This is a genomic window from Bacteroides sp. LFL-34 (assembly GCF_027257075.1).
Lineage (GTDB): Bacteria > Bacteroidota > Bacteroidia > Bacteroidales > Bacteroidaceae > Bacteroides > Bacteroides ovatus.
Map to the genome: position 1 here is coordinate 95031 of NZ_JAPQKZ010000010.1, position 25594 is coordinate 120624.

At 40.6% G+C, this 25594-nt stretch carries 26 protein-coding genes; 18 read left to right on the forward strand and 8 right to left on the reverse strand.

Translation table 11 applies throughout. From position 1 onward, the window contains the following. Positions 1 to 47: 47 nt before the first annotated feature. The 17 genes from N5O98_RS08220 (at position 48) to N5O98_RS08300 (ending at position 13265) form a co-directional block, all read left to right on the forward strand. Entirely contained in the window at positions 48 to 5381 is a 5334-nt protein-coding gene (locus tag N5O98_RS08220; protein WP_229128002.1) for a hypothetical protein, read from the forward strand. A 2-nt stretch (positions 5382 to 5383) separates the two neighbouring features. After that, complete coding sequence (locus tag N5O98_RS08225) at positions 5384 to 5644, forward strand: hypothetical protein (protein WP_195664355.1); 261 nt, start codon at positions 5384 to 5386, stop codon at positions 5642 to 5644. A 14-nt stretch (positions 5645 to 5658) separates the two neighbouring features. Beyond that, positions 5659 to 5955 (forward strand): hypothetical protein, encoded by a 297-nt coding sequence (locus N5O98_RS08230; protein ID WP_117514123.1) that lies wholly within the window; start codon positions 5659 to 5661, stop codon positions 5953 to 5955. A gap of 1 nt (position 5956) precedes the next feature. Beyond that, positions 5957 to 6208, forward strand: a complete 252-nt coding sequence (locus N5O98_RS08235) for a hypothetical protein (RefSeq protein WP_118161119.1) — start codon at positions 5957 to 5959, stop codon at positions 6206 to 6208. A gap of 34 nt (positions 6209 to 6242) precedes the next feature. After that, on the forward strand, positions 6243 to 6851 hold the full coding sequence (locus tag N5O98_RS08240; protein WP_118161120.1) for a BACON domain-containing protein: 609 nt from the start codon (positions 6243 to 6245) through the stop codon (positions 6849 to 6851). Next, positions 6851 to 7126: a hypothetical protein gene (locus N5O98_RS08245; protein ID WP_118161121.1), complete on the forward strand. Its 276-nt coding sequence runs from the start codon at positions 6851 to 6853 to the stop codon at positions 7124 to 7126. The genes N5O98_RS08240 and N5O98_RS08245 overlap by 1 nt, the downstream gene beginning before the upstream one ends. Continuing rightward, positions 7119 to 7529 (forward strand): gp53-like domain-containing protein, encoded by a 411-nt coding sequence (locus N5O98_RS08250; RefSeq protein WP_117514115.1) that lies wholly within the window; start codon positions 7119 to 7121, stop codon positions 7527 to 7529. The genes N5O98_RS08245 and N5O98_RS08250 overlap by 8 nt, the downstream gene beginning before the upstream one ends. Before the next feature lie 12 nt (positions 7530 to 7541). Beyond that, on the forward strand, positions 7542 to 8078 hold the full coding sequence (locus N5O98_RS08255; RefSeq protein ID WP_117514113.1) for a DUF4376 domain-containing protein: 537 nt from the start codon (positions 7542 to 7544) through the stop codon (positions 8076 to 8078). Positions 8079 to 8097: 19 nt separating this feature from the next. Continuing rightward, on the forward strand, positions 8098 to 8598 hold the full coding sequence (locus tag N5O98_RS08260; protein ID WP_128131966.1) for a hypothetical protein: 501 nt from the start codon (positions 8098 to 8100) through the stop codon (positions 8596 to 8598). Then, positions 8595 to 8855, forward strand: coding sequence for a hypothetical protein (locus tag N5O98_RS08265; RefSeq protein WP_117514109.1), 261 nt, complete (start codon positions 8595 to 8597; stop codon positions 8853 to 8855). Before N5O98_RS08260 ends, N5O98_RS08265 begins: the two co-directional genes overlap by 4 nt. 66 nt (positions 8856 to 8921) lie before the next feature. Further along, positions 8922 to 9050 carry a hypothetical protein gene (locus tag N5O98_RS08270; protein WP_255421093.1) on the forward strand — a complete coding sequence of 43 codons (129 nt, stop codon included), beginning with the start codon at positions 8922 to 8924 and terminating at the stop codon, positions 9048 to 9050. 70 nt (positions 9051 to 9120) lie between these two features. Then, the gene (locus tag N5O98_RS08275; RefSeq protein WP_117514104.1) at positions 9121 to 9522 is read left to right on the forward strand and encodes a structural protein P5; all 402 of its coding nucleotides are present in this window, start codon (positions 9121 to 9123) and stop codon (positions 9520 to 9522) included. Between the two features lie 25 nt (positions 9523 to 9547). Then, complete coding sequence (locus N5O98_RS08280) at positions 9548 to 10192, forward strand: hypothetical protein (protein ID WP_118161123.1); 645 nt, start codon at positions 9548 to 9550, stop codon at positions 10190 to 10192. Beyond that, positions 10189 to 10659, forward strand: coding sequence for a DUF6808 domain-containing protein (locus N5O98_RS08285; RefSeq protein WP_118161124.1), 471 nt, complete (start codon positions 10189 to 10191; stop codon positions 10657 to 10659). Before N5O98_RS08280 ends, N5O98_RS08285 begins: the two co-directional genes overlap by 4 nt. Before the next feature lie 636 nt (positions 10660 to 11295). Beyond that, positions 11296 to 11838, forward strand: coding sequence for a hypothetical protein (locus N5O98_RS08290; RefSeq protein WP_195664354.1), 543 nt, complete (start codon positions 11296 to 11298; stop codon positions 11836 to 11838). Between the two features lie 4 nt (positions 11839 to 11842). Beyond that, positions 11843 to 12769: a hypothetical protein gene (locus N5O98_RS08295; protein WP_195664353.1), complete on the forward strand. Its 927-nt coding sequence runs from the start codon at positions 11843 to 11845 to the stop codon at positions 12767 to 12769. 244 nt (positions 12770 to 13013) lie between these two features. Next, positions 13014 to 13265: a DUF6965 family protein gene (locus tag N5O98_RS08300; protein ID WP_195664352.1), complete on the forward strand. Its 252-nt coding sequence runs from the start codon at positions 13014 to 13016 to the stop codon at positions 13263 to 13265. Between the two features lie 16 nt (positions 13266 to 13281). Here N5O98_RS08300 and N5O98_RS08305 read toward each other — a convergent pair whose 3' ends face one another. From N5O98_RS08305 to N5O98_RS08325, 5 genes are all read right to left on the reverse strand, one after another. Continuing rightward, positions 13282 to 14661 carry an integrase gene (locus N5O98_RS08305; RefSeq protein WP_269495599.1) on the reverse strand — a complete coding sequence of 460 codons (1380 nt, stop codon included), beginning with the start codon at positions 14659 to 14661 and terminating at the stop codon, positions 13282 to 13284. A gap of 367 nt (positions 14662 to 15028) precedes the next feature. Then, positions 15029 to 15457: a hypothetical protein gene (locus tag N5O98_RS08310; RefSeq protein WP_004326194.1), complete on the reverse strand. Its 429-nt coding sequence runs from the start codon at positions 15455 to 15457 to the stop codon at positions 15029 to 15031. Between the two features lie 612 nt (positions 15458 to 16069). After that, positions 16070 to 18922: a bifunctional fucokinase/fucose-1-phosphate guanylyltransferase gene (locus N5O98_RS08315; protein WP_008650155.1), complete on the reverse strand. Its 2853-nt coding sequence runs from the start codon at positions 18920 to 18922 to the stop codon at positions 16070 to 16072. A gap of 122 nt (positions 18923 to 19044) precedes the next feature. Further along, entirely contained in the window at positions 19045 to 19728 is a 684-nt protein-coding gene (locus N5O98_RS08320; protein ID WP_004312359.1) for an HAD family hydrolase, read from the reverse strand. Positions 19729 to 19751: 23 nt separating this feature from the next. Then, entirely contained in the window at positions 19752 to 20573 is an 822-nt protein-coding gene (locus N5O98_RS08325; protein ID WP_004306654.1) for a hypothetical protein, read from the reverse strand. A 190-nt stretch (positions 20574 to 20763) separates the two neighbouring features. Here N5O98_RS08325 and N5O98_RS08330 point away from each other — a divergent pair, with 190 nt between their 5' ends. Continuing rightward, on the forward strand, positions 20764 to 21270 hold the full coding sequence (locus tag N5O98_RS08330; protein WP_008650173.1) for a DUF5035 domain-containing protein: 507 nt from the start codon (positions 20764 to 20766) through the stop codon (positions 21268 to 21270). A gap of 157 nt (positions 21271 to 21427) precedes the next feature. On the opposite strand, the gene N5O98_RS08335 is transcribed toward N5O98_RS08330, so the two are convergent. From N5O98_RS08335 to lysS, 3 genes are read right to left on the reverse strand one after another with little or no spacing between them, the layout of a single operon-like run. Next, entirely contained in the window at positions 21428 to 22765 is a 1338-nt protein-coding gene (locus N5O98_RS08335; RefSeq protein WP_008650174.1) for a glucose-6-phosphate isomerase, read from the reverse strand. An 18-nt stretch (positions 22766 to 22783) separates the two neighbouring features. Next, positions 22784 to 23779 carry an NAD(P)H-dependent glycerol-3-phosphate dehydrogenase gene (locus tag N5O98_RS08340; RefSeq protein ID WP_004299378.1) on the reverse strand — a complete coding sequence of 332 codons (996 nt, stop codon included), beginning with the start codon at positions 23777 to 23779 and terminating at the stop codon, positions 22784 to 22786. 26 nt (positions 23780 to 23805) lie between these two features. Further along, a complete protein-coding gene (gene lysS / locus N5O98_RS08345; protein WP_004306657.1) occupies positions 23806 to 25533 on the reverse strand; it encodes a lysine--tRNA ligase in 1728 nt (575 codons plus the stop codon). Positions 25534 to 25594: the final 61 nt, after the last annotated feature.

The window sequence follows — 25594 nt, forward strand, 5'->3', positions numbered from 1 at the left end:
ATTGCCGGATTTTATGTTTTGACGTTTCTATCTGCGAACTTTGTGATATGGCAGAATTAGTAGACATCAAAGACATATCCGGCAACATTCGCTTTTCGACTACTATCAATGAGGGTTCGAAAAGACACTTCCTTTTGATGCAGGAAGATTATATCACTTTGCTATTTAGCCTTTCCAATCCGGTGTATTTCAAACTAGGCGACTACGTAGACAATGAGTTGGGAATATTTGAGCTTGTAGACCTTTATAAGCCTACCTACAATACAACGACAGGTGCATACGACTACGAACTCCGCCTTGATGCTTATTACTGGAAATGGAAGAACAAGAAGTTTTTCTATACACCGGAAACCACCGGACGCGAAGCCGCATGGAATCTCACCGCTACCCTTGACACGCATTTAAATGTTTTTCTAGATAACCTGAATGCACTCGGATATAAGTTCAGAGAGGAAGAGTTTACATACGAGATTGACAGCACAGTAGAAAACACTTCCAAGCTCATTTCCTACGATAACGTGAATCTGATCGACGCTCTCACACAGATGGCGGAGACTTGGGAGTGTGAATGGTGGATAACAGAGCACGTTATTCATTTCGGACGTTGTGAATACAGCTCACCCGTTGATTTCAAAGCCGGTGATTTGACAGACACAGAAAACGTGAATGTCAACAGCATGACACGCAGCGACAGCCAGACCACTTATGCGACCCGTATCTACGCTTTTGGTTCTACCCGTAACATTCCTTCCAGTTACCGGAAAGAATTGATATTCGACGTAAAAGAGGTTAATGGACGTAATATATCCGATACGTCAAGACCGCTCAAAATAAACTACTTTCCGTCACGAGTTACATATAAGGAAGACTATACCGCTAATAGCAACGAAGGCAGCGGACCCTTTACTCCCTCTTATACAGAATGGACACTTAATAAAGCTTTAACTTCATCAGCCAAAGGTGGTTCTTATAAAGTTGTTTCGGAAGGAATTTCAATCAATATATCAACAGCCGTCCCACAAATAGGGAACCGTGCTTTTCTCCCGGCAGGAGATTATATATTGAAAGCGTCATATATCTATAATATTTCCGGGGAATCAAAAGAGGTAATTATTGGCAATCAGACGGTTTCATTAGCCCAAAATCAACAATATGAGATTGCGGCTAAAATACAGGTTCCCGACACGTTGGTTATCGACAAGAACAGTTCTGATTTAAAAGTAAGGGTATACGTTCACGTACCAGCTCCAGCTTCTTCCGAACTGTTATCGACTTTTCAGGCGTATGTAACATACGATATTAACCTGTATGGCGGTTCTTCTGCAACGACTTCCGTAACATTCCTTTCCGGTGCAAATGCCGGACGGGCTTTTGATGCTGTTTACAATCCCGACCTTTTAACCGGTGACGCAGCAAACGTTATCCAGTTACCAGAAGGTGTAACCGTTTCTCTAGGTAACCGGTACACCATTAACAACATCATAAGCGGTAAAGTCCCCGATAACTACTTCAGTAAGGATGACAAGGAAATGACCCTTAACGGAGTTGTTCAGAAATGCCTTATGCTTCCGGAGGGTATTTCTTATGTAGATGCTTATAAATACAGCCCGACCGGTGAACGTATCAACATCGGAGATGAAAACTACGATGATCCGGATAACGTGGAAATGCCGGAAGAGGAGGCAATCGAAGAGATTGTTATATTTGAGGATGAATATCCCAAGTATATTGGTAGTACTACGGTAGTTCCTGATCCTACTTGGGAAGATGAAAAGGTTGATGACAAGCCAACCGGCAATAAATATCCTATCTATACCTTCAAAGATACGGGACTGAAGAACTTTACAAAAGACTTCCTTCTGGAAGAGTTACACCTGATTTTCCAAACCGGAAAACTTGCCGGACTGGATTTTGCTCTTACTCTCAAAGAGAGCGACAATACCGGTACAACCTTTGAAATAGTCCGTAATGAGGATTACGGGCGTGCACTTCCTGACGATGTACTATTTCCGCAAGCCGCCCACAAAGAAGAAGATAAGGATGTTCCCGCAGACACATATATCCTTTACGGCTTTGATACCGCATACATCTCCGAACAGATGTTGCCGGACGCACAACAAGCACTTCTGGAAAAGGCTAAAGATTATGTAAAAAAGTCCATGATTGACCCGTCCACCTACGATTGTGAGATGGATGCTGATTTCATCTACAATAAGGGTAATATTCGTACATACGAAGTCGGGGCTAAAGTCAACCTGATAAATAAGGCATTTTTCCCGGAAGGCAGACAATCAAGAATAATCGGTTTCGAGTGGCCGCTGGATATTCCTTACGATCACCCGATTTATACAGTCGGTGAGACGGCTTCATATTCCCGTATCGGTGAGATAGAGAGCAAGCTTGATTCCCTCACTTACAAGGGACAAACCTATTCCGGCTCTGCTGTTGGAGGTGGTGGAATCAGTGTGTATGTTATCGGGGTTAATGACAAGACGATCCCGTCTGACAGAAACGTATTCTCTGCAAAAAGAGTGCTTCAGGAGATTATAGCTTATGCTATAAGTAAGACGAAAGATGACACAGCCCTAGGGCTTATTTCATTCCTGAACGGCATTAACGTTACCAAAGGTGTTGTAACGGACACGATAACTGCAACAGAATTGAGCAGCAATATTGTAAAGGTGCTTGATAAGCTTACAGCCAATAATGCCGCCTTCTCCGGCAATATATCTTCTGTTGATTATGCTGAAAAGTTACTTGGCTGGCTGATAACCCCAGCCGGTGATATAGATGCGAAATCGTTGCGCCTACGTGATTTCCTTGAAGTGCCGGAATTGCGATATAACCGGGTATCAGTTATCACGGGTGAGGAATGGAACGCACCCGGAGGCGGTATAATCGAATCTGTGGACGAAGAGAACAGCATCGTTTACCTGAAGCTTGAACCGGGCGAGGTTGCAGCTGTTGAAGTGGATGATATTTGCAAGGCTAACTTTAACAATGACACAGGCTTTCAGACAACCTATTTCCGGATCACCGAAAAGCTGGATAATGGTTCTTTTAAATATGTTCTCCGTAGCGGATATACTTACCATCCTCAAAAGGCTATGCACTTTGTTTGCTACGGCAACTTCACCAATGCAGAACGCCAGAAGTCCAGCTATTCCACGCAGAATTATATCCGTTTCCTTAAAGGTGTAAACAACTGGGAGATCACAAAGGATATGATTGCCATGCAGTTGGGAGACCTGTCTAACCTGAAACTGTTTGGAATGGATATGACCGGACATAGTGCATATCTTAACAGAATCTACATGACCGGTACGATCAAACAGATTTCAAACGATGGTGTGACGGAAGTACCGGTTCCGGCTTTCAAAGGTGAATGGAAATCCGGAACGTATTGGTATTATGACGAAGTAACCCACAACGGAAGCACATGGATTTGCATTGAATCTACGACTACGCAGGAGCCGTCAGATTCTTCTACTGACTGGTTGAAGGTTATTTCTAAAGGGGAAGATGGGCAAGATGGACAGGATGGAAAAGACGGTAAAGGCGTACAGAGCGTTGATGTCCTTTATTACCTATCCAGTTCTTCAACCTCCCTTTCCGGTGGTTCATGGTCTACAAACTCACCAACTTGGGTAGATGGGAAATACATTTGGAGCAAAACCAAAGTGGTGTATACAGACGGTTCATCTATTGAAACCAATCCCGCTTGTATCACCGGAGGTAAGGGTAGTACAGGGGATGATGGTAGGGGAATATCAAGCATTGTCGAAGAGTATTATCTGTCTACTTCTTCTAATTCTTTGGTTGGTGGTTCATGGAGCACAACGCCTCCGACATGGGAAAATGGGAAATATATTTGGACTAGATCAGTAATAACATATACAGACAGCACATCAACAACCACTAACCCTATCTGCTCTACCGGTTCCACGGGTGAAACTGGGATCGGAGTCAAGAGTGTTGCCGAACAATATTACCTGTCTACATCATACAGCACGCCTACCGGTGGATCGTGGCAGACTTCTGTTCCGGCATGGCAGGATGGCAAATACATCTGGACACGTGTAGTTATCACCTACACTAACAATACATATACAGAGACAGATCCGGTATGTGTAACAGGTGGAAAGGGACCAAGCGGAAACGATGGCGTAGGGATAAGTGCCGTTGATGTTTTGTTTTACCTTTCAATCTCTTCTTCATCATTGGAAGGCGGAGCATGGTCTACCACGTCTCCAACATGGGAGGATAGTAAGTACCTATGGACTAAAACAAAGGTAACTTATACGAATGGTTCGACATGGGAAAGCGATCCGGTTTGCATCACTGGAAGCCAAGGAAAAACTGGGTTACCCGGTGCAATGCTCCGTCCCCGTGGAGTATGGAAAGCCAATACCGAGTATTACCGCAATGAGACCTTCATAGATACAGTAATCTATAACGGTCAGAACAAACTTTGTAAGATTACGCATACGTCTACAACTTCTTTTGACTCAACGAAGTGGGAAGAGTTCAGCGAGTTCGAGAACGTGGCAACAAACGTCCTTCTTGCGCAAAATGCGACGATTGATGTATTAGGAACTTCTGGGATATTCGTGGGGAACCTTGAGAAAACAGAAGGCTGGATGATAACCGAAGGGGCTTTTAAGCATAATGTTACAGGTGTCGAGCTAACATCTGACGGTAAAATATCTCTTCCAGAAACCGGTGGAATGACCGTAGGCGGAGAGACATTTATCGAGGCTGGCAAGATAAAGACTAAGTTTATTGATGTTGAAACTCTTGAAGTAACACATCTTAAAGGTGCAACAGGTTCTTTTAAAAAACTTGTAGGAGTTGAGATTGAAAACGGGAAAGAGACAGAAAAGTGTGCAATAGGCTTTGATGTAAGTCAGGAGAAAATGTACCTTGAGGGAGATATACAACATCAAGGTACTTATGAGGGAGAGGGCGGAACGAAGAGAAGTTATCGTTTTCTGACTGCTGATTTATGGTGCCGTGGCGAATTCGGGCATTACAAGATGACTAAAATAACAGTTTCTGCTAACTACAGTGCTAATTTTTATGTGCATGTATATGGATATGGTACTGATACTTCAGAGCATAAATATCCTGAATCAGGTCGACCAATTGACTGTGTTGTTATGGAAGGTAGCGGGAATAGCGTACTACGAATATGCGAATCCGCAATGTATAAAGAAATTACAGTTGTAAATAACTCAAGTTATCCCAAAAGGGTAATATACAACCATCCTAATTCTCAAACTTATAGTATTGAAGCTTGGGGATTTAAAACTTTTATCACAGCAGAAATTCAAACAAGTGTTGCTCCATATATTGTGAATAATTTATTTCTTCCAAAATAATTATGAAAATAGACTTTCGAAAAATAGAATTAACCGATCTCGAAGGGAACAAGAGTACCGTCGATGTATCTAAAGCATTCGGAAATGCGATTTATCAAAATACAGGTGATCTTGGAGAATTTAATCTTGCTCAAGATATATACCGGAAAGGAGAAGTTGATATATCCCCTGAACAAGCTAAATCTCTAAAAAAGTATGCGCAGTTATTTACTCGTGTCATTGACCGAATAGCTGTCAGCAATGCTCTATCACAAGAAGAATAAATAAGTTGAAAACAATGGTAGCAAAAGGAACGATCATAAAATTAGCAGTATCTATTGAACTACCTTCGGGCTTGACAATGGATGACATAGATTTCGAATGCAAGTTCTCTGTAACTCTCAATTCCCAGACGATCAAGAAGTCGGAAATGGTACGTAATGATAAGAACAGCTATACTTGTTTCCTTGATACCAACATCATAGGGAGGGGAGAAATTTGGATAGAAACCACGGCTTATCTTCCTGACACTGATTATGAAGGAGGAATAAGACCGGAGGTAGACAAGTCGGCAACCGGAATAAGAATTGTATAATATGGGATGCATACGGGTTAACATAGAAGCCTCGAAAGGAATAAAGGTGGGCACATCTCCTTTGTCTGGGATAAATGTCTCTGTAAATCCCAGCCGTTCAATTAAAGTGTCGGTAGGGATTGTCTGTGACGTTGGCAAAGATGCTTATTTGAGAGTAGAGCCTGATTACATCTGGTTGATGCTCTCCAATAACTTTGAAGATAACGTAGATGTATTGTCAAATGTGGTATGGACCACAGCAACAAAAGAATAAAATTTTATTGTTTAATTACTTAATGATTTGAATTATGGCAAAGCCTAGTTGGTTAAATTTAAACCCTTCAACTGGAAGCGGAAATGGGACAATTGCAAACAGTGCAAGTGCTCATACAGGTCGTACAGCTAGAACCGGTACGGTGACAATAACGGGTGTCGGAGTATCTACTCCTGCAACTTATAAAGTAACTCAAACTCCTAAATCCGAGTTTGCATCTTTTGATAACGGAGCGGAAATGTCTGCGCCCAAAGCTGCCGGGACTGTCACAGTTGAAGGTAAGACTAATTCTCAAAAGCTGACCTTTGCATGGGCGGGTAGCGTATCAGATGTTCCCATTCCAGCGAAATATAGTGCGAATGGGACACAGACAGATAATGCGGCTAGCATCACAGGTGACCCAGGTGCTACAGCAGAGTTCCCATTCTCCATAGAACTTGAATTCCCAGCAAATGAAACTATTGAAGAAGTTGTAAGAACATTAAAAGTAACCGCAAACGGTGGTCAGGCTGTACAGATTGCAATCAAACAGGCAGCAGGAGACGCAAAACTATCCGTTTCCCCAACAGAAATTACAATTCCTCAAAACGGTTCAGCTGTTTCCGTTGCTGTTACGTCTAACACTTCTTGGACTGCCGCATAATGGATATACTTGTACCTTGGAAGGAAGGAGAAGGAAACATTGTCATTACGCCCGGCCCTAATGGAGCCGCAAGCGTAATGAGCGATGTTGCCAATGAAGGATTGGACAGGCAACAAACTGTCGTGTTCTCGACTACTAAGGGCAATAATCCAGTTTCCGTTTCTACTACGGTATCTCAAGAAGGGAAAAGACAGGCATTTGCAGTGACCGAAGGACGGTTTATACTGTCTGACGGCAGTACGTTTAACGTTATAAAGAGTAAGTTCTATGAGTGATTATAACAGTCAATATTCGGGAGCTAGGATTGAAGAACTATTGGCAATGATACCCAACTTGGCTAAAGCAGACCTCTCCAACGCTATGACGGTTTCTTTGGGAGCAAACGGTTATGCCAAGTTCAATAATGGGCTTTTGATACAGTGGGGGACAAGAGTCGGAGCAACCGGGGGGGCAATTAATCTGTATTTTCCTACCAGTTTCTATAATACTGATTATAACATTTATTTCACTGGAGCAGTAAATAATACAGGTGAATCTTTTATATATGCTCCGGGGTATGACCTTAATGGTAAATATACATCATATTGTAGAGTTCTCACCCGTGGAATAAATTCAACTCCGGCTATTGTTTGGACTAGCTGGAATTTTACATGGTTTGCAATTGGTAGATGGAAATAAGGAGGTAATATTATGGGAAAAATATATTGGAAAAATGGTTTCTATGATAAACCACAAGAAGGAGCAGTAGAAATATCGGTGGAGTACTGGCAGGAATTGCTTGACGGTCAATCATCCGGAAAAGAAATCAAGGAGAACGAAAGCGGTTACCCGGTATTGGTTGAGCATGAGTACACCATTGATGAATTGAAAGAGATAAAGATCGCAGAGATCAACGCTTACGACAAGTCGGATGCTGTAAACTCCTTGACGCTGGACGGAAAACAAATATGGCTGGATAAAGACACCCGTGTAGGATTAGTCAACTCAATAAACATAGAAAAAGAAGCGGGCCGGGTATATACTACTTTGTGGTACAATGCGGAGAAGTATGTAATTCCCGTAAATGACGCTTTAAATATGCTTGACCAATTAGAATTATACGCTCTTGATTGCTACAATACTACACAGGCTCATATTGCAGCCGTGAAAAATTTGCTTAGCAAAGAAGAGGTTAATTACTATAATTATAAAACCGGTTATCCGGAGAAACTCAATTTTGTATTATAAACTATAAACAGATAAAGCTATGATTCTACTAGTATTAATGTCGTTCATCCTCATTGCCGGCTACGTCTTTGCAATGATTAAAAAGATGGAGGAAATTCCTTACTCTATCAGTGACACCTACTATGCCCTGACGCATAAGTTTTGGTTCGGTTTGTGCATGATCGGCTCCGGTGCATTGCTTCTTCCGGCAGCATTTGAAGCAAGTACGGAAAACAGCCAGTTTCTTGTATTCCTTTCGGTTGTCGGGATGATTGTATTGGGTGTATCTCCCAATTTCAAAGGAAGCCAGAAAACCGCCCATTGTATCGGTGCTGCTATGTCTTTAATCTTCTCCCAGATATGGGTAGGTTGCAATTCTTGGTATTGGTTATTGTTATGGGCTGGATTCATTGCGTACATGGCTATCTCCATGAGTGAGCACTGGACCGGTAACTTCATCTCCGACTTCATAAAGAGAAAGCCGATGTTCTGGATTGAGGTAATTTCATTGTTGACCGTTTATCTAACCTGTTTAGTATGAAAAAGAATACAAAAGAAGATATACAAGTATGGACCGCAGTGGGAATGTTGTTTGCTGGAGTCGGATTATCCGTTGCAGGTTTTGTTGTAGAGCCGTTAGGTCAGATTCATGACAGTGTATTGTGGTTTTTTGCTCAATGTCTGATATATGCTGGCAGTATATTTGGGATTGGGATTTATGTTAATGGGAAGTTTAATAGTTTGGTTGATAGGCTTAACAACAATAAAGAAGTAAAGGGTGATGAATCACATAAATAAAATCAGCGCATTAGCCAGCAAGCTTCTATCCAAGATCGGAATAGACGGCATGGCACATATTATAGTATGCCAGAACTTAGTTATGTGGCTATCAAAATATACGCCACTGTGGTCAGCAATCATTATAACCGTCGTGATCTTCGTCCTGAAGGAAGTGTACGACAAGTATTTCAAGAAAACAGAGTTCTCAATTAAAGACATCATCTGTGATTGCGTAGGTCTGGCGTTGGGAATATTAACATTGATATTATAGGAGGAAATAAGCATGAGTTTACCAAGAGGTTTGAGAAATAATAATCCGGGCAATATCCGGATCACAAAAGATAAATGGCAGGGATTGAGAGAAAAGCAGGAGGACAAATCGTTCTTCCAGTTTACAGAAATGAAATGGGGCTACCGTGCCCTTATCCGAACCTTGCAAAACTACCGTAAAAGACATGGCTGTCAGACGGTGGCAGATTTTATCCACCGGTGGGCACCGGAGAACGAGAATAATACAGCCGGATATATCAGCCGTGTATGTAGCGAAATGCAAGTCCCGAACACATACGTTCCGGACATCAACGACAAAGCAACCATGTGCGCTTTTGCTGCTGCCATCTCACGTGTTGAGAATGGAGTTCCGGCTGTTATGGCTGACATAGAAGCCGGATGGGATTTATTATAAACTTTAATCAATAGGAGGAACAATCATGGCAACAATAAATTTGGAGTTTAAAAAGAACAGTAGCGTATGGTATGCGGAATTTCAGGTGAATTCTGATTTCAACATCCATTTGGAACGCGACAACTACGGTCGGGTGAGTATCCTTCAACGGACAACAAGTGAGGGGAATTTTGAACCCGTAGTTTTGCCCGGAAGTCTTGCGTACAATGCAGGGGTAACCATAGACTGTGATTTTTCCGCATTGGTCTACCCCAAGACAATCCGCATCGAAAGTTATAGCGAAGTATTAAGTGGAACAGTAACCGAATCCGGCAATGAAGCATTGAAGGTTAAGTCTATGTACCCGTATTGGATGGAGTTCATAGGCAAGTCACTAACAACCGGGATGAAAGTACAGTACAACGATGGACTGTACCGGGTTCGTCAGAACATTGCTACAGTCATGGAGAATCAACCTCCCAGCATTGACACCGCAGCTCTCTATGAGGAAATCAACGAAACGGCTTCCGGAACAATTGACGATCCTATTCCGTATAACAACAATATGGAATTATTTGAAGGGAAATACTATTCGCAGGATGGCGTTACCTATAAGTGTACCCGTTCGACCGGACAGGCGGTTTACAGTTCATTAAAGGATCTTGTAGGCATTTATGTTGAAGTAGCATGAAATCCCTTCCTTGGATACTAGTCTGCCTGTTGCTTGGCGTGATCGTGTGGATGCGTTGTAATCCGCACGATCCACAAACTGTGTATGTAAAAGGAGATACTGTACATATCCGGGATACAATAAGAGACACAATACCCAAACCTGTAAAAGAAACTCCGAAGCGTACCGATACGGTATATTTACCGATCCTGATAGACACCACCACCGATAGAACCGTAGAAGGCGATTCGGTTCCGGTACTTATACCAATAACAAGCAAGGAGTATAAAACGGATGATTACCGGGTCATAGTCAGTGGATATAATCCTAGTCTTGATTCTATGGAAATATACAGAGACAATAAAATTATTACTTTTCCATCTTTACAGAAGAAGAAACGCTGGGGATTAGGTTTACAGGCAGGATATAGTTATCCGGGTGGTTGGTACGTAGGAGCTGGAGTTAGTTGTAACTTATTTATGTGGTGAGAAAAAGGTGCTATCTTCCCAGACGGCACCTTAAGTAATATGAAAAGTTTAGGTACAATTTTTCACAAAAGTTTATTCTACCATTTTCTTATGACATATAGGCTATGTAAATTCAAAATGTGTTATCCTATTTTGGCTTCATTCATTATGAAACTGTTTTGCTACAATCTTTATAAATGATAAAGCAAAGTGTGTGCCATATTCTGCTTTTGTTTATATTTAGCTATATATCAATGGTATGAACACGAATGAACATATTGCGTATCTGTGGAAAATATGTGGAATTGTTAACATGATTGTGGAATATATCCTCAAAAAAAACGGTAACTATCTTCGCAGACCGTTACCGGTATGAAAAGCTTAAGTCTTACTTACATAACAATTTCCAGTGAAAAAAAGGTTTAAAGGAAAGGAGGCCAAAATGATACATTAATTAATACTAAGCACTAAGTTTATCCGGTAAAGTAGAAGGCCGGTAATCGTTAGCGATTATTGCAAGGGTTATATCTTTGTGTGCACGATTGATATTGTAATGTCCACTTTGCAATATTAAGCAAATAAAAGATAAAAAAAACGTTATTTTTGAGCAAAATCAGACTTAATGTGTTTAATTTGCGAAAAAGATAATATAATTCTATGAATACTTATAAATGTTTTGTTCATAATTTAGCAGAACAGCAAATTAATAAAGTTTTCCTTAATTCGGATAATGATAAAATGTTGTCTGTTTTTCAAGAAATGTTCGATCATTCTAGTACGGAGTTTAGAATATTTGCAGGGAATTTATGTAACGAAGTAACAGGAAGTAAAGAATACATTGAATCTGTAAGTAATTTTATTGAGAAAAAAGGATATTTGTATATATTATTAAATAAATTTCGACAAGAACAGGCTGTAAATCACAATTTATATAAACGTTTGGCTTATTATCAATCATTAGGGGAATATCACATTTTAATAAAGTCAACAACCACACAAATTGCTTATAAAGATAAGTCAGCTCATTTAGCTATTGGAGATCGTTGTTCTTATCGTATTGAAACGGATATAGAAAAACGTACTGCAATATGTAATATGGCAGATTCTGATTATTCAGAGAAATTAGTATCTTTTTTCGATACAGTATTTAACGATCCTGCTAATCTAGTTATTGACCTAGTGAAAATATTTAATTTGTAATAAAATGGAATTAGATAATTTCACTTCTTTTATAGAAATGGGCGCGACACTTACTATCGCATTTGTGGCTGTTGAATATACAAAGCAATACACTTGTTTAATAGCCCAAAAAGTATTCGATTATTTTGGACGTATTGAGAAAATTGTTTTAGAATGTAAAAAAGCTATTGACGAAGATACAATTGATGGGTTAAGCAGTTTTAGTATTGATGGTTGCGATGCAGGTTTTAAGATAGAGGGATTGAAAAGGAAGAAAGAAAAAGCTTTGCAAGATATTAATGATAAGAAGAATTCTTTAAATAGCTACGTTTTAGAAAAATGTAATTCAAAAAGTTATTCAGCTTTGAGTTTATTTACATTCTTATTTTCTTTGGTTTCATTATTTATTGCAGGATTTGATTCAAACTCTATAAGGGTCTTTTGGATTGTAGTTGTTTTATTATCGTTCTTATACACAGTCTCTTCATGGATTTTTGGTGAAAAGAAAAGATGTAAATTATGGGTTGATTATTCTTCATTAAAGTGTTCAATATATGTATTTTCTATCATATTGTTATTGGGAATAATTACTACTTGGATTTGGGGTGAAATCTTAACAAGGTACCTGTTAGTGCCTTATTATGATATTGCAGTTTATATTACTTTATTCCTGCCATATGTAAATTTTGTAGTATTTGCATTTTTTATACGAAGCAAGTCTGTTGATATATATAATGCAATAGAGAAGACTTTTGAACCATTAAAGGCAATATGTAAGGATATACAGAAAGAAACGGACAAGCTTTCGACAGTGAAAGACCTTGCTCTAGAGATTAAGGGAGCACAGAAAAATTCTAATGTAAATGAAATAAATGATGCAAAGAACTTGTCTGGAGTTGAAAAACGTCCTTTTAAAAAGATGGTAAATAGAGATTTAAGAAGACGATTATAGCTTATTCCTCTTTAAAATGGAATCCTCCCGGTGTATTAGATATGCCGGGATTTTTTATATCTTTGCGTAGAAAGTACTCCCTTGCGAACTGAAAGGCTACGTGTTTGTAGCTCACGAGGTAGGTTCCAACGGTTGCGTTTTTATCGTACGATTATGCCTTTGGCTTACGTTTGTTCCTCGCTTGATAATGAACATGCCTAACCAAAGGCTTTTTTTATTACCTTTGTCGAAAACTAACATTAGTATGGCAGAAGAAAAGAAATACGACCACGAGTCGATAAACGAGTTACTAACTTGGGCTAAAGAAATGCTCAACAATAAGAGATACCCGGCCGGGGAATTTCAGCTTGATAAATGCGCCAAGATTCTCGATTGCGGGAAATACCTTGATTCGATGATAGCAGTGATTTCGAGGAACTGGGAGAACCCTACGTTTTATCCGACTGTAGACCAGTTGAGATTGTTTAGGGAGAAGATAGAGAAGGTAGTCGGATAAGCTACCTTTTTTGATATTAAATGATATTTAGTTGTTCATCTACTTTATATTCCGAACATTCAAAAGCCGCACACATTAAAACAAAACGGTCTTTAATGCTTAAACTGGTATATCTATTGACAGCATTGCTATTTTTTGAATGTAGTCCTGCAGCATATTTATCAATTTGAACTTTATTCATCATATCTACATGGGTTTTTCGGGCAAGTTTACTGCTTGCTATTTTATATAATGGTCTATATTCATTCTTTCCGGTAGATTCATTAAAAATAGGGGTTAAACGCTCTATGCCGCAATGTTCTAATAATATTTTTATTTTGTCATTATATCCACGTTCTCCAGACACATAACGAAGGATCGGGAAATTAAAATTGTATTTTTGTATAATTTCTAAAGCAAAGCGCATTAATGGAGTTTTTATTTCTATTCTAGTGTCATTCTCTTTTATTGTTTTTCTTGGAAGATAATGTATGTATGGTATATTCTCTTCGATGCTAATATTTTCGAATGATAATTCTTGAAAGTCTCCAACTCTGCACCCTAAGCTACATTGTAGGATAAAAGCATCTTTTGTCTCCTGTAAAGAGGAAGGAACATTGGTGTTTTGTATTTTTATAAATTCGTTTTTTGTCAAAAATATAGGTTCATCATATTGCTCTTTCATCATTATCGTTTTGCGTTGCTTCCCTAGCTTTCGAAATGGTGAAACAGCTATTTCGTCATTGCTTTCTAGTTCATTGAAGAACGCTTGAAGTTTTTTTAATTTAGTTGCAACTGTATTTTGACCTCTTGGTGACGTTGGGATGTTGCGATTATCCATATTTACATATAGACCTCTATATTTTTCTACCAATATATATTCATTAAATAGAAAGTCACGGAATAAAATAAGTTTCTCATTATTAAAATCAGTCGGAGTGATGTTACTTATTTTATTGATAATAAGGAAGCGATTAATTTCCCGTAGTAAAACATCATAATGCTTTTTTCTGCCTTCACCAAATATCCCGTCTTTGTATGATTGTTCTATGTATAGGGAAAATCTGTTGTAAAGGCTTGAATTTGCTTCTTTAACATCATATTTATCCGGATTGAGATATTCATCTATATATTTATTTAACTGTTCGCTAGTTTCTATCTTGTATTCTGTATATAAGCGCAAAATTAAATTTTTGCGTTCAGTTATGTCTCTATATAATTCTTCTCTAGTTTTGCAATGAATTGGTATAATGGCTTTGGCTCTATATTGTTCCTTCTTTTCGTCCCAGATAGAAGGTTGCACTAAAAATTCAGAAGTATGAAACATCTGGATTTTTCTTCCGTCGGATAAACGAAATCGTATATTAACAAAGTTATCCTTTTTGTCTGAACGAATAAATGCTTTTATTGTTGCCATATAGTTATCATTTTACGGTTGTGCAAATATACTATTTTTGCACAACGAAATCTCAAGATTGCACAACTATATTCGATTTTATCCAATACTATTTTTTATTATTGGCTGATAATCAAATGTATGTCATTTTGCAAAATCTGTGCTAATTGAATATCTTAGACCGCACCGGGGTCACAGAAAAATCCCTTGATAATCAGTTGATTATTGAGGGATTTCTGTTTTCTTATACCTTGGATAACTAAAACTAAATGCAGGATTTAGCCCTTGTAATTGATTTTTGTTGGTCTATTGTTGTTCCCAAGAAACCAATGTTATATGTTGACTATCAAAGTGAAATCTTTCTTTTATCTCGTAAGAGGTTCTATTATTAGTCTTTCTTTGTATAAGAATTACAAACTAATCGTCTATTTGGGTCATCTGGAAAATCCGGATTAGTTATTTGATTATAAAATTCCCAGTCTCTTTCAAGTCTTTGGGCTACATCTATGTTGGCTGTATAGCAGATGTATTTTTTATTTGCTACATCCAGAATGCCATAGGTAAGAATATCCTTTTCCTTTCCCTCCTTATTTATATATGTACTCTTGACCAATAATATCTTATATTTTCCGTCTTCCCGAGTACAGTATTCTTTATTGTTCTCAAGAGTATATGTGCCGGAGACATCTGTAAAATCATTGGAGGCCATTTCTACGATAATCTGTTTGGGCTCTCCTGTTTCCGGAGTGTCTGTCGAGTCATTGTTGCATGCGGATAGCAAGATGGCGGATAAGAATAATAGTTTAAGTAATTTCATCTTTATATTTTATTTGTTTTTGATCCTTTTTTTAGTCTAGTATATTATTTATAGTGCAAATGTACAGTTTTTGTGTGATATAAAAGCGGTAATGAGTAAAATAAATGTGTTTCATATTCTTGATATTTACATTCATAATCCTTAGATAGTCAGTCATGTATTTTGCTTTGCATTTTCTCAAACCTAGTTAGTTATTATTGTATGTAGTTGCATAATTTAGCCTAAATAGAATGAAAAAGTTGATTTAAATAAAAGGATTCTCGTGAGAAATGCTAACTTTGTAGATATGAAAAAGTAAGGAATGATATTCTGTAGTAGTATGTTCATAGCTTTCCAGATGTAGACATTTGACGATAAATTATATTAATCCCAATAAATATAAATAAGAATGGAAGAAGCTAGAAAAAAGAAATGGGGTAGTGTTGCGCTGATTATCGGAGCTATTGCTTTTATCATTATTATGATTTACTTTACAGTTATTTCAAGTCTCAACATGTAAAACAGATCATTATGGCGTTGAAAAATTAAAGCTTGGACATTTCGTTTGAATCTGTCCAAGCTTGTTTTTTATGGTTCCGGATGATTGACCGGCAATATGGTAACGCTTTCTCTTTAGCTTCTTGAAACCTGAAGTCCCTTATCAGAAAGAGTCATTTCTACAAAACGAGCACGAGGATTGGGGGCTTGTTCCGTCAGTATCCGTCGGATTTGTCCGGCTGCTTGCGGGTCTTTGGCTACCATATATAAATAGCCTCCGCCACCTGCACCGGGGAGTTTGTATCCCAGGGTGTAATCCTTGATTTTTTCGATAATGGCTGCTACTGCCGGTGGATTGGTTCCGCAGTCTAATGCCTGGTTCTGTATCCAGGTTTTGCCGACCAAACGACCGAAACTCTCGAAATTACTTCGTAAAATGGCTTCACTCATATCCATTGCATGAGCTTTCATTTCGGCCAGCAAGCTTAGATGCGGACCGGAATTGAGGAACATGGAACTGACGATCTCTGCCAAAATACTTTTAGCAGTACGAGTAATTCCCGTATAATATAACAGATGACAGTCGCGGTAATCAGGATGAACAAAGAACTGATCGGGTAACCAGCGTACTAATGGATTCTGTTCGAAACCAGCTTCGGATTGAAGCAACTTAATACCGGAAAAGACACCGCCATATTGATCTTGCCAACCTCCTCCAGTGGTCAGGAGCTGTTCTAATACTAATGTGTAACTACATATATCATTTTTATCCCAAGCCAATCCGCAGAAATCATTGATTGCTCCGAGCACGGTAGATGCCAGTATGGAACTGGTTCCCAAGCCAGAGCCCGCAGGAATAGCAGCCAGCAGAGTAATTTCGATTCCTGAACCGAAATCTTCCAGCTGTTTAGCTAAAGAAGGATAAGATTCCGTAGAGAATGCCGGTGCAAAGCCCGCCAATGTAAGGGCGGCTTTCGGAATAGAGAATGGAGAACCTACCTTTTTATAATCTTGCAGTTCCTCGTAATTCCTTATCACTTCCATTGCACCCATGTCGATAGAGCGAAGAGTGATGTGATATTCCTTGCATGGTTTCACATATACTTGTAGCGGTGGTTGACCGTTTAGTTCGATAGCAAGATTTACAACACTTCCCCCTGAATAAAGAGAGTAGGGAGGTGTGTCCGTCCACCCTCCGGCCACATCAATACGCACAGGACTGCGTCCCCATACGATTTGATCGGAATAAACGTTGAGTATGGGATGGCTCTTTCGTTCGCTCATTACCCCCAATAAACCGTCGCGAAGCAGTTGAAAGGCTGCCTGTTCCTCTTTGGCACAATCCTTGTCTTCATGTAGTTTCATGATACGTGCACGAAGCATCCGGTTGTGTATCCGTAACATGGGGGCAGCATCTTCTTTCAAGACGTCAGGCATGCCCAGATTGAAACGTACAAATTCATTTGCGGCATCCAGCAAATCGAGTTGATAGAATACGCTCTTCTCATAATTGGCCGCCAATCCTTTCCAGTTCTCCTTGCGGAAAGCATTGCGCTGTTCGTAAAGACGCTTGAGGTTGGCGTTTGCGGATATTTCGTCTGCAGAAACTTTTTCTGCTTTCAACCAAAGTTTTTTCCCTTCTTCCAGTTGTGGCTCCGAGGTCATCCAGCGTACTAATATGCCTAAATCTTCCACAGAAGCCACTTTGGGGAAGATGGATGCCGATTGTAAATCATCTGTACGCCCTTTTATATCCTCCCAGGTAATTCCTCTATCTTCCATCCAACGGGTAAAAGGAACATTAAGGTAAGTAGTCGTTATTTTGTCCAACGCTCCTTTGAATACATCATCCAATCCATACGGACGCGCAACAAACTCATTCTCACCGATAGGAATAATGTCGATGCAAACCCCATCCGGCAAATTGATGCTCCACTGGTTTTCAGGAACTCCTGTAATAATCTGGCGGGAACCTAATTTCCATTCTTTTCCCACATGGCTATTCTCAATCCATAAATTGGCGTTGTCGGCAGAAAGAGAAACTTGTGTGATGGAATTCTGTATAAAGATAGCCGGATTTGGCTTTACTTTCCGGTGCATGATTCTTCTTTGGTCCCGTACCTTGTCCTGTATGGCTAAAGTAGAAGAAATCAGTTCGTGACTTGTGCCGTAATGGTAGAATTCTCCACCTGGCAACGGCAATATAGCTACGGATAACTGATTGATTTCTTCATCTTTCGTTTTAGGATGCTCTCCCAAAGCCAAACCATAGTCCGAGTATAAGTCATAATAAGTAATATCCTTCGTACCTTCTTTCAATGACCGTTTCATCAATACTTCTATGGCGCGGTCACTCAAAATCCAGATGCCGATATCCATCAGGAAAAGATGAGTTTTCGACAATCCTTCCAACTCTTCCAAAGAAGGTTTCTGCAACATGAAATCGAGCACCTCCGGTTTTTTCCGGTCGGAAACAAACACGCCATGATGAGTTGCCAATGAAGGATTCACCCACAGCCCGTAGCATACTACATCTGCGTTCGGAATATCCTGAAGCGGTTTTTCCGAACGGATATATACGTCTCCGCTAGCAATCAGCGTATTCAGACCGGCCGGAGCCTGATTCATAATCCTTTCATAGAGCGGGAGCTGCAATGATAACAGATTCTGTCCCAGCTTTTGTCCTCTTTCCCAACTGAAGATCGGGATAGGAGTTAATATTTTGCCGGAAGGGCCGTAGCTGGGTAGCCGACGGCTTTGTCCGCCTGCATGGAGCAATATTTTTTTTTCGTGTCCTATCCAGTTGCTGAAAGACTCTTGTGGAGCGAATGCCTGATGGCAAGCTTGCAATAACCATGTGGTTCCGCCGCCGGAGCCTAGTTTGCTCCCTATGGGGTCTGATGTACAAAACCAATCGGTATGGTTAACTTCTTCCAGTTCGTGGAAGCAATGGATCAAATTGGGTGGTAAAGATAATAACTTTTGCATAGTAGAATCTGCGTTGGCTTAGATAGAATCTAAGCGAATTAAACTCCCGTAAAAATACTATTTATATTCCTGCTTTTCAATATTTTTCTTCTGTTTTGAAGAATAAATTTTCTTTTCAGCTTTTAGATGTCATTTTCAGTCATCATGTCCCAGGTGTCATTAAGTGCCTGCATGGATGGAAATAATAAATCAGCCCCGGCATCCAGCAACACTTGCCCGTTCAAAGGACCCGTATTGACTGCTATGGTGAAAATACCCGCGTTGTGTCCGGCTTCCACTCCTAACGGAGCGTTTTCTACTACAACCGCTTCATCCGCTTTGATCCCTCCTTTTTTCAAAGCCATCAAATACGGCTCGGGATTGGGTTTGCCATATTTTACATCGAACGCTGTAACCATCAGTTCTTTGTGAAACATTCCCGGATAGTGGTGTTCCAGCCGTTCGAGCAGGGATAACTGACCGGAGCCGGTGACCACCATCGGAATCAGCCCGTCCTTCTTCACTTTTTGCAGTAACTCCCATGCACCGGGCATAGGCTTTGCTTCGGGATATGAATTGAACAAAACACTTTTCTCCTGATAGATACTTTCTATCTCCTCCTGTGTGGCTTCTCTACCCAATTCACGTTGAAAAACAATATTGATTGTAGAGGCTCCTGTCCGTCCTTCATGCATATATGCTTCTTCGCGACTAAGAGTGAGCCCATGAGATTTCATTACTTTATGCCAGGCTTCCGAATGATAAGGCATAGAGTCAAAGAGTACGCCGTCCATGTCAAACAGGACGGCTTTCAGTTTCTTTTTCATACTTTGTACGTTGCGGAATCTTTTTAAGATGATATTTTATTTTTTATGAGCATTTTCTTCAGATCAGACACGGGAATAACTACATCGTATTGTTTCCCGGAATCCTTGCCGATATATCTGTAGGTAATATTTTTATTGTTCTCCACGCAGGTTTTTATGAATATCTGGGTGGCAGGATCGGTCTGACTTGCTAGCGTTGACACAATACCCTCTTTCACTTCAGCTGCGTTTTCTTCAATCTGGCTGATAGGACACAACTCTTCGTCCACACTGCATATATAAACAACCGATTCACCTATGATTTCGATTTTTTCGACAACGACTTCTTCACTGGCCTGCATTGGAAATTGCAGATTCGCCATTTTCAGTTGCGCTTCAAGCTTTGTCTGTCCGCTTTGTGCCGGGTCGGCATTTGTATTGATAACCTCTTTCAATTCTTCGGCAGTAAGTTCGCAAACCGCTTGTTCGCCCGACTTATTCCCTACAAATATCATGTGTAATCCGGAATTACACTTAGCCATCAATTTCAGCATTTCCTTTACATCAGCAGCCGGATTCTGAAACATCATTTTGATAGATGATTTCATGCTTTCCGGATTATCTTTCAAAATCTTAATATTGGTAATTTCCTCGTTCATGTTGAGAGTGTACACTACGTTATCCCCGTCGTAGATGATACTGGTAATATTGCCGACTTCTCCCATGTCCAGCGGACACTGTTTGTTGGCTATCCCGATTACAGTTTTGAGTTTGGCTTCCTGACAACCGGTCATGACTATCATTAGCAATGATACGCTACATAGTAGCATGAGTCCACTGGACTTCTTTAATAAATTTCCTGCCATTCTATTTGTTTTTTAAGTTTGATTCGCTTCATCTACAACTGTATACGAGGCAAAGATAACGATAAAAAATGAGAGATAAGTTAGAAAGGGAAGATAGTTGCAAATGACGCTCCCAAGCGATTAACTACATAATTATTTGCTGTTTAGAAGAATATGTGTATTTTTGTAACGTTATAAACTCGACGATAGCATGAAAAAGAGAGTATTATTGTTGCTACCATTGTTTTTAGGCGCCTGCTCTGATAGTGGGGAAAGTCCTGTTATCAAGATAGAAAAGCTTTATGCGAAGATCGAATCGGACGGTGAAAATACCAGTTCCGATGAAAAAGACTATGCGAATCAGAGGGAGGAACTGCCCGCCTTGAAAGTGGGAGATGAAGTGAAAGCCTTTCTGCTTTTGGATGGAAATGGGGCAGAACTGAAAACCTTTAAACTTCAGAATGACGATGAAGTGGATACCAAACTCTTTTATGAGCAAACAGAAGTATCTACAGAGGGAAATCTGACAGATGTGGAAAAAGGACAGCTTCGTTTTAAGGATGGGGTGTCAAAAGCCAAAATTATGGTGATTGCGACCATTAAACAGGTAGATAAGAACGGTGATGTGAAATTAGAGTTCTATCTTTCTTCCAAAGCCGAATGTGAAGGAGCACAGGAAGAAATCGGTTTGAAGACGAAAGTGGAAGATGAGAAGTAGAAGTGGTGAGCAGTAAACGGTACAACGGGCAATAAGCGGTACAATCGGAAACTGCAATCAATTGAATATAATAATGAACGGTGAACAAATCCATGTATATAGCATAGTTGTTCACCGTTCATTGTTTATAGTTTACCGTTTATAAAACGTTCTTGATTTATAGTTTTGCACGGATTGCTTTGGATTCCTCTTCATAACCCGGTTTGTCCAGCAAGGCAAACATATTCTTTTTGTATGCTTCCACACCCGGTTGGTTGAATGGGTTCACGCCCAACAAATAACCGCTGATACCACAAGCCTTTTCGAAGAAATAGAGCAGACCACCAATGTTGTATTCGCTCAATTCCGGAAGTACGATGCGCATATTAGGTACGCCACCGTCTACGTGAGCCAGCTGCGTTCCCAGTTCGGCCATCTTGTTCACTTCGTCCACACGCTTGCCGGCTAAGAAGTTCAAGCCGTCCAGATTTGCTTCGTCAGAAGGAACTTCCAGTTTGTGGTTAACTTTCTCTACTGAAATCACAGTTTCGAAGATAGAACGTTCGCCTTCCTGAATCCATTGACCCATAGAATGAAGGTCTGTAGAGAAATCTACCGATGCAGGGAAGATACCCTTATTGTCTTTTCCTTCCGATTCTCCGTAAAGCTGTTTCCACCATTCGCTTACATAGTGCAGTTTCGGGCAGAAGTTAACGAGGATTTCGATCTTCTTGCCATTCCTGTACAACTCATTGCGGGTAGCAGCATAAATAGCAGCCGGGTTTTCAGTAAATGCAACGTCCGATCCGCATACTTTTTCCATATCGGCAGCACCGGCAACCAGTTTGTCGATATCAAATCCGGCTACTGCGATAGGCAGCAAACCAACCGGAGTCAGTACAGAGAAACGTCCGCCTACGTTGTCAGGGATGATAAATGTTTTATATCCTTCTTTGTCAGCTGTAACACGGGCAGCACCTTTTTTAGCGTCCGTCACAGCAACGATTACTTTCTTTGCAGTTTCTTTACCGCGCTGATCTTCACATTGCTTTTTCAGCAAACGGAAAGCAAGAGCAGTTTCGGTAGTAGTTCCTGATTTAGAAATATTGATGACACCGAATTTCTTATCTTTCAGATATTCAGTCAGTTCGTACAGATAATCTTCGCTGATATTGTGTCCTGCATAGATCATGACAGGAGCCGTTTTCTTTTCCTGCAGCCAAGTGAAGCTGTTAGACAAAGCTTCGATTACGGCACGGGCACCCAGATAGCTGCCACCGATACCGGCAACGATTACTACTTCACAGTTATCTCTTAATACTTTTGCTGTAGCGTTCAGGTCGGCTAAGTGTTCTTTAGTGATAGAAGAAGGCAAATGCAACCATCCTAAAAAGTCATTACCTTTGCCTGTACCTTTTTCAAGCATTTCCTGTGCGGCTTTTACTTCAGCTTCGTAAGCAAAAACCTTTTCTTTGGAGATAAATCCAAATGTCTTTTCAATGTTTAAACTAATCATATCGTTCTTGTTTAAAGATTATCTAAAAGAGTCAGTCAGCAATTTAATCTCGATCATTGGTGAGATACGTTCGTATAGGATGTTATACACAGCGTCCAGTATCGGCATATTGACATGATGATGCTTATTGATTTCTTTGATACATTTCGTACCATAGTAACCCTCTGCAATCATTTCCATTTCAATTTGCGCACTCTTCACGGAATACCCTTTACCTATCATCGTTCCGAAAGTACGGTTACGACTAAAGTTGGAGTAGCCGGTCACCAATAAATCCCCCAGATAAACAGATTCATCCACGTTTCTGTTCAACGGATGCACCGTGTTCAGGAAACGATTCATTTCCTGAATGGCGTTAGAAATCAATACAGCCTGGAAGTTGTCGCCATATTTCAGTCCGCTACAGATACCGGCAGCAATGGCATACACGTTTTTGAGCACCGAACTGTATTCGATACCCGCCACGTCATCACTGACAGATGTTTTGATAAAACTGCTTCCCAGACGGCGTGCGAAGATACGTGCCTTGTCTTTATCAGGGCAGGCGATAGTCAGGTAGGAGAGTCGCTCCAAAGCTACTTCTTCTGCGTGGCAGGGACCTGCAAGGACTGCTATGTTTTCTGGTGGCACACCATATTCTTTTGTGAAGTATTCCGATACAATAACGTTGTCATCGGGTACGATTCCTTTGATAGCGGTGATGATAAACTTATCTTTTATCTTGGTTTTCAACTTTTTCAGATGCGCCTTCAGATAAGGAGAGGGAGTGACGAAGATCAGTGTATCCGATTCTTTCACAACATCGTTGATGTTGGAACTGAAAGTGATGCGTCTCGTATCAAATTTCACTCCTGTCAGATAAGCCGGATTGTGCCCTAATCGTTTAAAATCGGCAATGCGGTCGTCTCGCCGCATGTACCAATTGATAGAGTCCTCTTGGGCCAGACACATCTTTGCGATGGCTGTAGCCCAACTTCCTCCGCCCATTATCGCTATCTTGCCGGGTAATTTCATTTGTATGGATTTGGATGAAGAACTTATTAAATTTTCTGTATCCACTCAGTTACGTCGTTTACCGACGGATTGGTCAGTTCTAATTTATATTTCTTGTTAATGCCGCAGATGTCCTGGTGCAGCTTCTGCGGATTGACATCTTTCATGTCGGCAACTGTGTTGTAACCGGCTTTTTGAATCACCGGAACCCAGTCTTCTGCGATTCCCAATTCCATGTATTTGGCAGCAGCGTCTTTTTTCACTACTTTTTCCGGGCGCATTTGCGGGAAGAACAATACTTCCTGAATGGTAGTCTGTCCGGTCATTAACATCACCAGACGGTCGATACCGATACCGATACCCGATGTAGGAGGCATACCGTATTGTAAAGCGCGCAGGAAGTCCTGATCGATAATCATCGCTTCGTCGTCTCCCTTGTCGGCCAAACGCATTTGTTCTTTGAAACGTTCTTCCTGATCCAGCGGATCGTTCAATTCCGAGTAGGCATTAGCCAGCTCTTTACCGTTCACCATCAGTTCGAAACGTTCGGTCAGTCCCGGTTTAGAGCGGTGCATCTTGGTCAGCGGAGACATTTCAACCGGATAATCGGTGATGAAAGTCGGCTGGATATATGTACCTTCGCAGAATTCTCCGAAAATTTCATCAATCAGCTTGCCTTTACCCATCGTCTCGTCGATTTCTTCCATCTTCAGTTCTTTGCAGACTTGGCGGATTTCCTCTTCGCTCTTGCCGTTCAGGTCATATCCTGTCTTTTCTTTGATAGCGTCCAGAATAGGCAGACGGCGGTAAGGAGCTTTGAAGTTGATGGTTTTTCCGTCAACCACTGTTTCTGTGCTACCGTTTACTGCGATACAAATACGTTCCAACAACTTTTCGGTGAAATTCATCATCCAGTTGTAATCCTTATATTGTACGTAGAGTTCCATACAAGTGAACTCCGGGTTATGGGTTTTGTCCATACCCTCGTTACGGAAGTTCTTACCTATTTCATATACACCTTCAAAACCACCTACGATCAGTCGCTTCAGATAAAGTTCTGTTGCGATACGCAGGTAAAGATCCATGTCCAGTGAGTTATGGTGAGTGATGAACGGTCGTGCGCTTGCTCCACCGGCAATAGATTGCAAGATGGGAGTTTCCACTTCCGTGTAACCGGCTTCGTCCAAAGCATTGCGCAATGTTTTCACAACAGTGGCACGTTTCAGGAATGTTTCTTTGATACCGTCGTTCACTACCAGGTCCACATAGCGTTGGCGATAACGGAGTTCGGGATCTTCAAAAGAGTCATAAGCTACCCCGTCTTTGTATTTAACGATAGGCAACGGTTTGATAGACTTTGCAAGTACAGTCAGTTTCTTAGCATGGATACTGATTTCACCCATTTGTGTGCGGAACACGAAACCTTCGATACCGATAAAGTCACCTAAGTCGAGCAGGCGTTTGAATACAGAGTTGTACAGTTCCTTGTCTTCTCCCGGGCAGATATCATCGCGGGTGATGTACACCTGGATGCGACCTTTAGAGTCTTGCAATTCAACGAAAGATGCTTTACCCATCACGCGGCGGCTCATGATACGGCCGGCTACGGAAACTTGGCGTGGCTCCTCGTCGTCTTTAAATTCAGCTTTAATATCTGTAGAGAAAGCATTGGTTACATACTCTGCTGCAGGGTATGGATCAATACCCATCGCACGAAGCTCATTCAGGCTGTTGCGTCGAATGATTTCCTGTTCACTTAGTTCTAATATATTCATTTCGTTACGTATTAACTCAATTTTGGAGGCAAAAATACGAAACTTTTCTCATATATCCTGT

Excerpts from the sequence above, each read along its gene's own strand:
- N5O98_RS08335 (WP_008650174.1), bottom strand. The coding sequence starts at position 22,765 with ATGATTAGTTTAAACATTGAAAAGACATTTGGATTTATCTCCAAAGAA.
- N5O98_RS08255 (WP_117514113.1), top strand. The coding sequence starts at position 7,542 with ATGGGAAAAATATATTGGAAAAATGGTTTCTATGATAAACCACAAGAA.
- N5O98_RS08225 (WP_195664355.1), top strand. The coding sequence starts at position 5,384 with ATGAAAATAGACTTTCGAAAAATAGAATTAACCGATCTCGAAGGGAAC.
- N5O98_RS08320 (WP_004312359.1), bottom strand. The coding sequence starts at position 19,728 with ATGAAAAAGAAACTGAAAGCCGTCCTGTTTGACATGGACGGCGTACTC.
- N5O98_RS08260 (WP_128131966.1), top strand. The coding sequence starts at position 8,098 with ATGATTCTACTAGTATTAATGTCGTTCATCCTCATTGCCGGCTACGTC.
- N5O98_RS08220 (WP_229128002.1), top strand. The coding sequence starts at position 48 with ATGGCAGAATTAGTAGACATCAAAGACATATCCGGCAACATTCGCTTT.
- N5O98_RS08290 (WP_195664354.1), top strand. The coding sequence starts at position 11,296 with ATGAATACTTATAAATGTTTTGTTCATAATTTAGCAGAACAGCAAATT.
- N5O98_RS08275 (WP_117514104.1), top strand. The coding sequence starts at position 9,121 with ATGAGTTTACCAAGAGGTTTGAGAAATAATAATCCGGGCAATATCCGG.
- N5O98_RS08230 (WP_117514123.1), top strand. The coding sequence starts at position 5,659 with ATGGTAGCAAAAGGAACGATCATAAAATTAGCAGTATCTATTGAACTA.
- N5O98_RS08295 (WP_195664353.1), top strand. The coding sequence starts at position 11,843 with ATGGAATTAGATAATTTCACTTCTTTTATAGAAATGGGCGCGACACTT.
- N5O98_RS08250 (WP_117514115.1), top strand. The coding sequence starts at position 7,119 with ATGAGTGATTATAACAGTCAATATTCGGGAGCTAGGATTGAAGAACTA.
- N5O98_RS08325 (WP_004306654.1), bottom strand. The coding sequence starts at position 20,573 with ATGGCAGGAAATTTATTAAAGAAGTCCAGTGGACTCATGCTACTATGT.
- N5O98_RS08265 (WP_117514109.1), top strand. The coding sequence starts at position 8,595 with ATGAAAAAGAATACAAAAGAAGATATACAAGTATGGACCGCAGTGGGA.
- N5O98_RS08285 (WP_118161124.1), top strand. The coding sequence starts at position 10,189 with ATGAAATCCCTTCCTTGGATACTAGTCTGCCTGTTGCTTGGCGTGATC.
- N5O98_RS08340 (WP_004299378.1), bottom strand. The coding sequence starts at position 23,779 with ATGAAATTACCCGGCAAGATAGCGATAATGGGCGGAGGAAGTTGGGCT.
- N5O98_RS08300 (WP_195664352.1), top strand. The coding sequence starts at position 13,014 with ATGGCAGAAGAAAAGAAATACGACCACGAGTCGATAAACGAGTTACTA.
- N5O98_RS08245 (WP_118161121.1), top strand. The coding sequence starts at position 6,851 with ATGGATATACTTGTACCTTGGAAGGAAGGAGAAGGAAACATTGTCATT.
- N5O98_RS08280 (WP_118161123.1), top strand. The coding sequence starts at position 9,548 with ATGGCAACAATAAATTTGGAGTTTAAAAAGAACAGTAGCGTATGGTAT.
- N5O98_RS08240 (WP_118161120.1), top strand. The coding sequence starts at position 6,243 with ATGGCAAAGCCTAGTTGGTTAAATTTAAACCCTTCAACTGGAAGCGGA.
- N5O98_RS08270 (WP_255421093.1), top strand. The coding sequence starts at position 8,922 with ATGCCAGAACTTAGTTATGTGGCTATCAAAATATACGCCACTGTGGTC.
- N5O98_RS08310 (WP_004326194.1), bottom strand. The coding sequence starts at position 15,457 with ATGAAATTACTTAAACTATTATTCTTATCCGCCATCTTGCTATCCGCA.
- N5O98_RS08330 (WP_008650173.1), top strand. The coding sequence starts at position 20,764 with ATGAAAAAGAGAGTATTATTGTTGCTACCATTGTTTTTAGGCGCCTGC.
- N5O98_RS08235 (WP_118161119.1), top strand. The coding sequence starts at position 5,957 with ATGGGATGCATACGGGTTAACATAGAAGCCTCGAAAGGAATAAAGGTG.
- lysS (WP_004306657.1), bottom strand. The coding sequence starts at position 25,533 with ATGAATATATTAGAACTAAGTGAACAGGAAATCATTCGACGCAACAGC.
- N5O98_RS08305 (WP_269495599.1), bottom strand. The coding sequence starts at position 14,661 with ATGGCAACAATAAAAGCATTTATTCGTTCAGACAAAAAGGATAACTTT.
- N5O98_RS08315 (WP_008650155.1), bottom strand. The coding sequence starts at position 18,922 with ATGCAAAAGTTATTATCTTTACCACCCAATTTGATCCATTGCTTCCAC.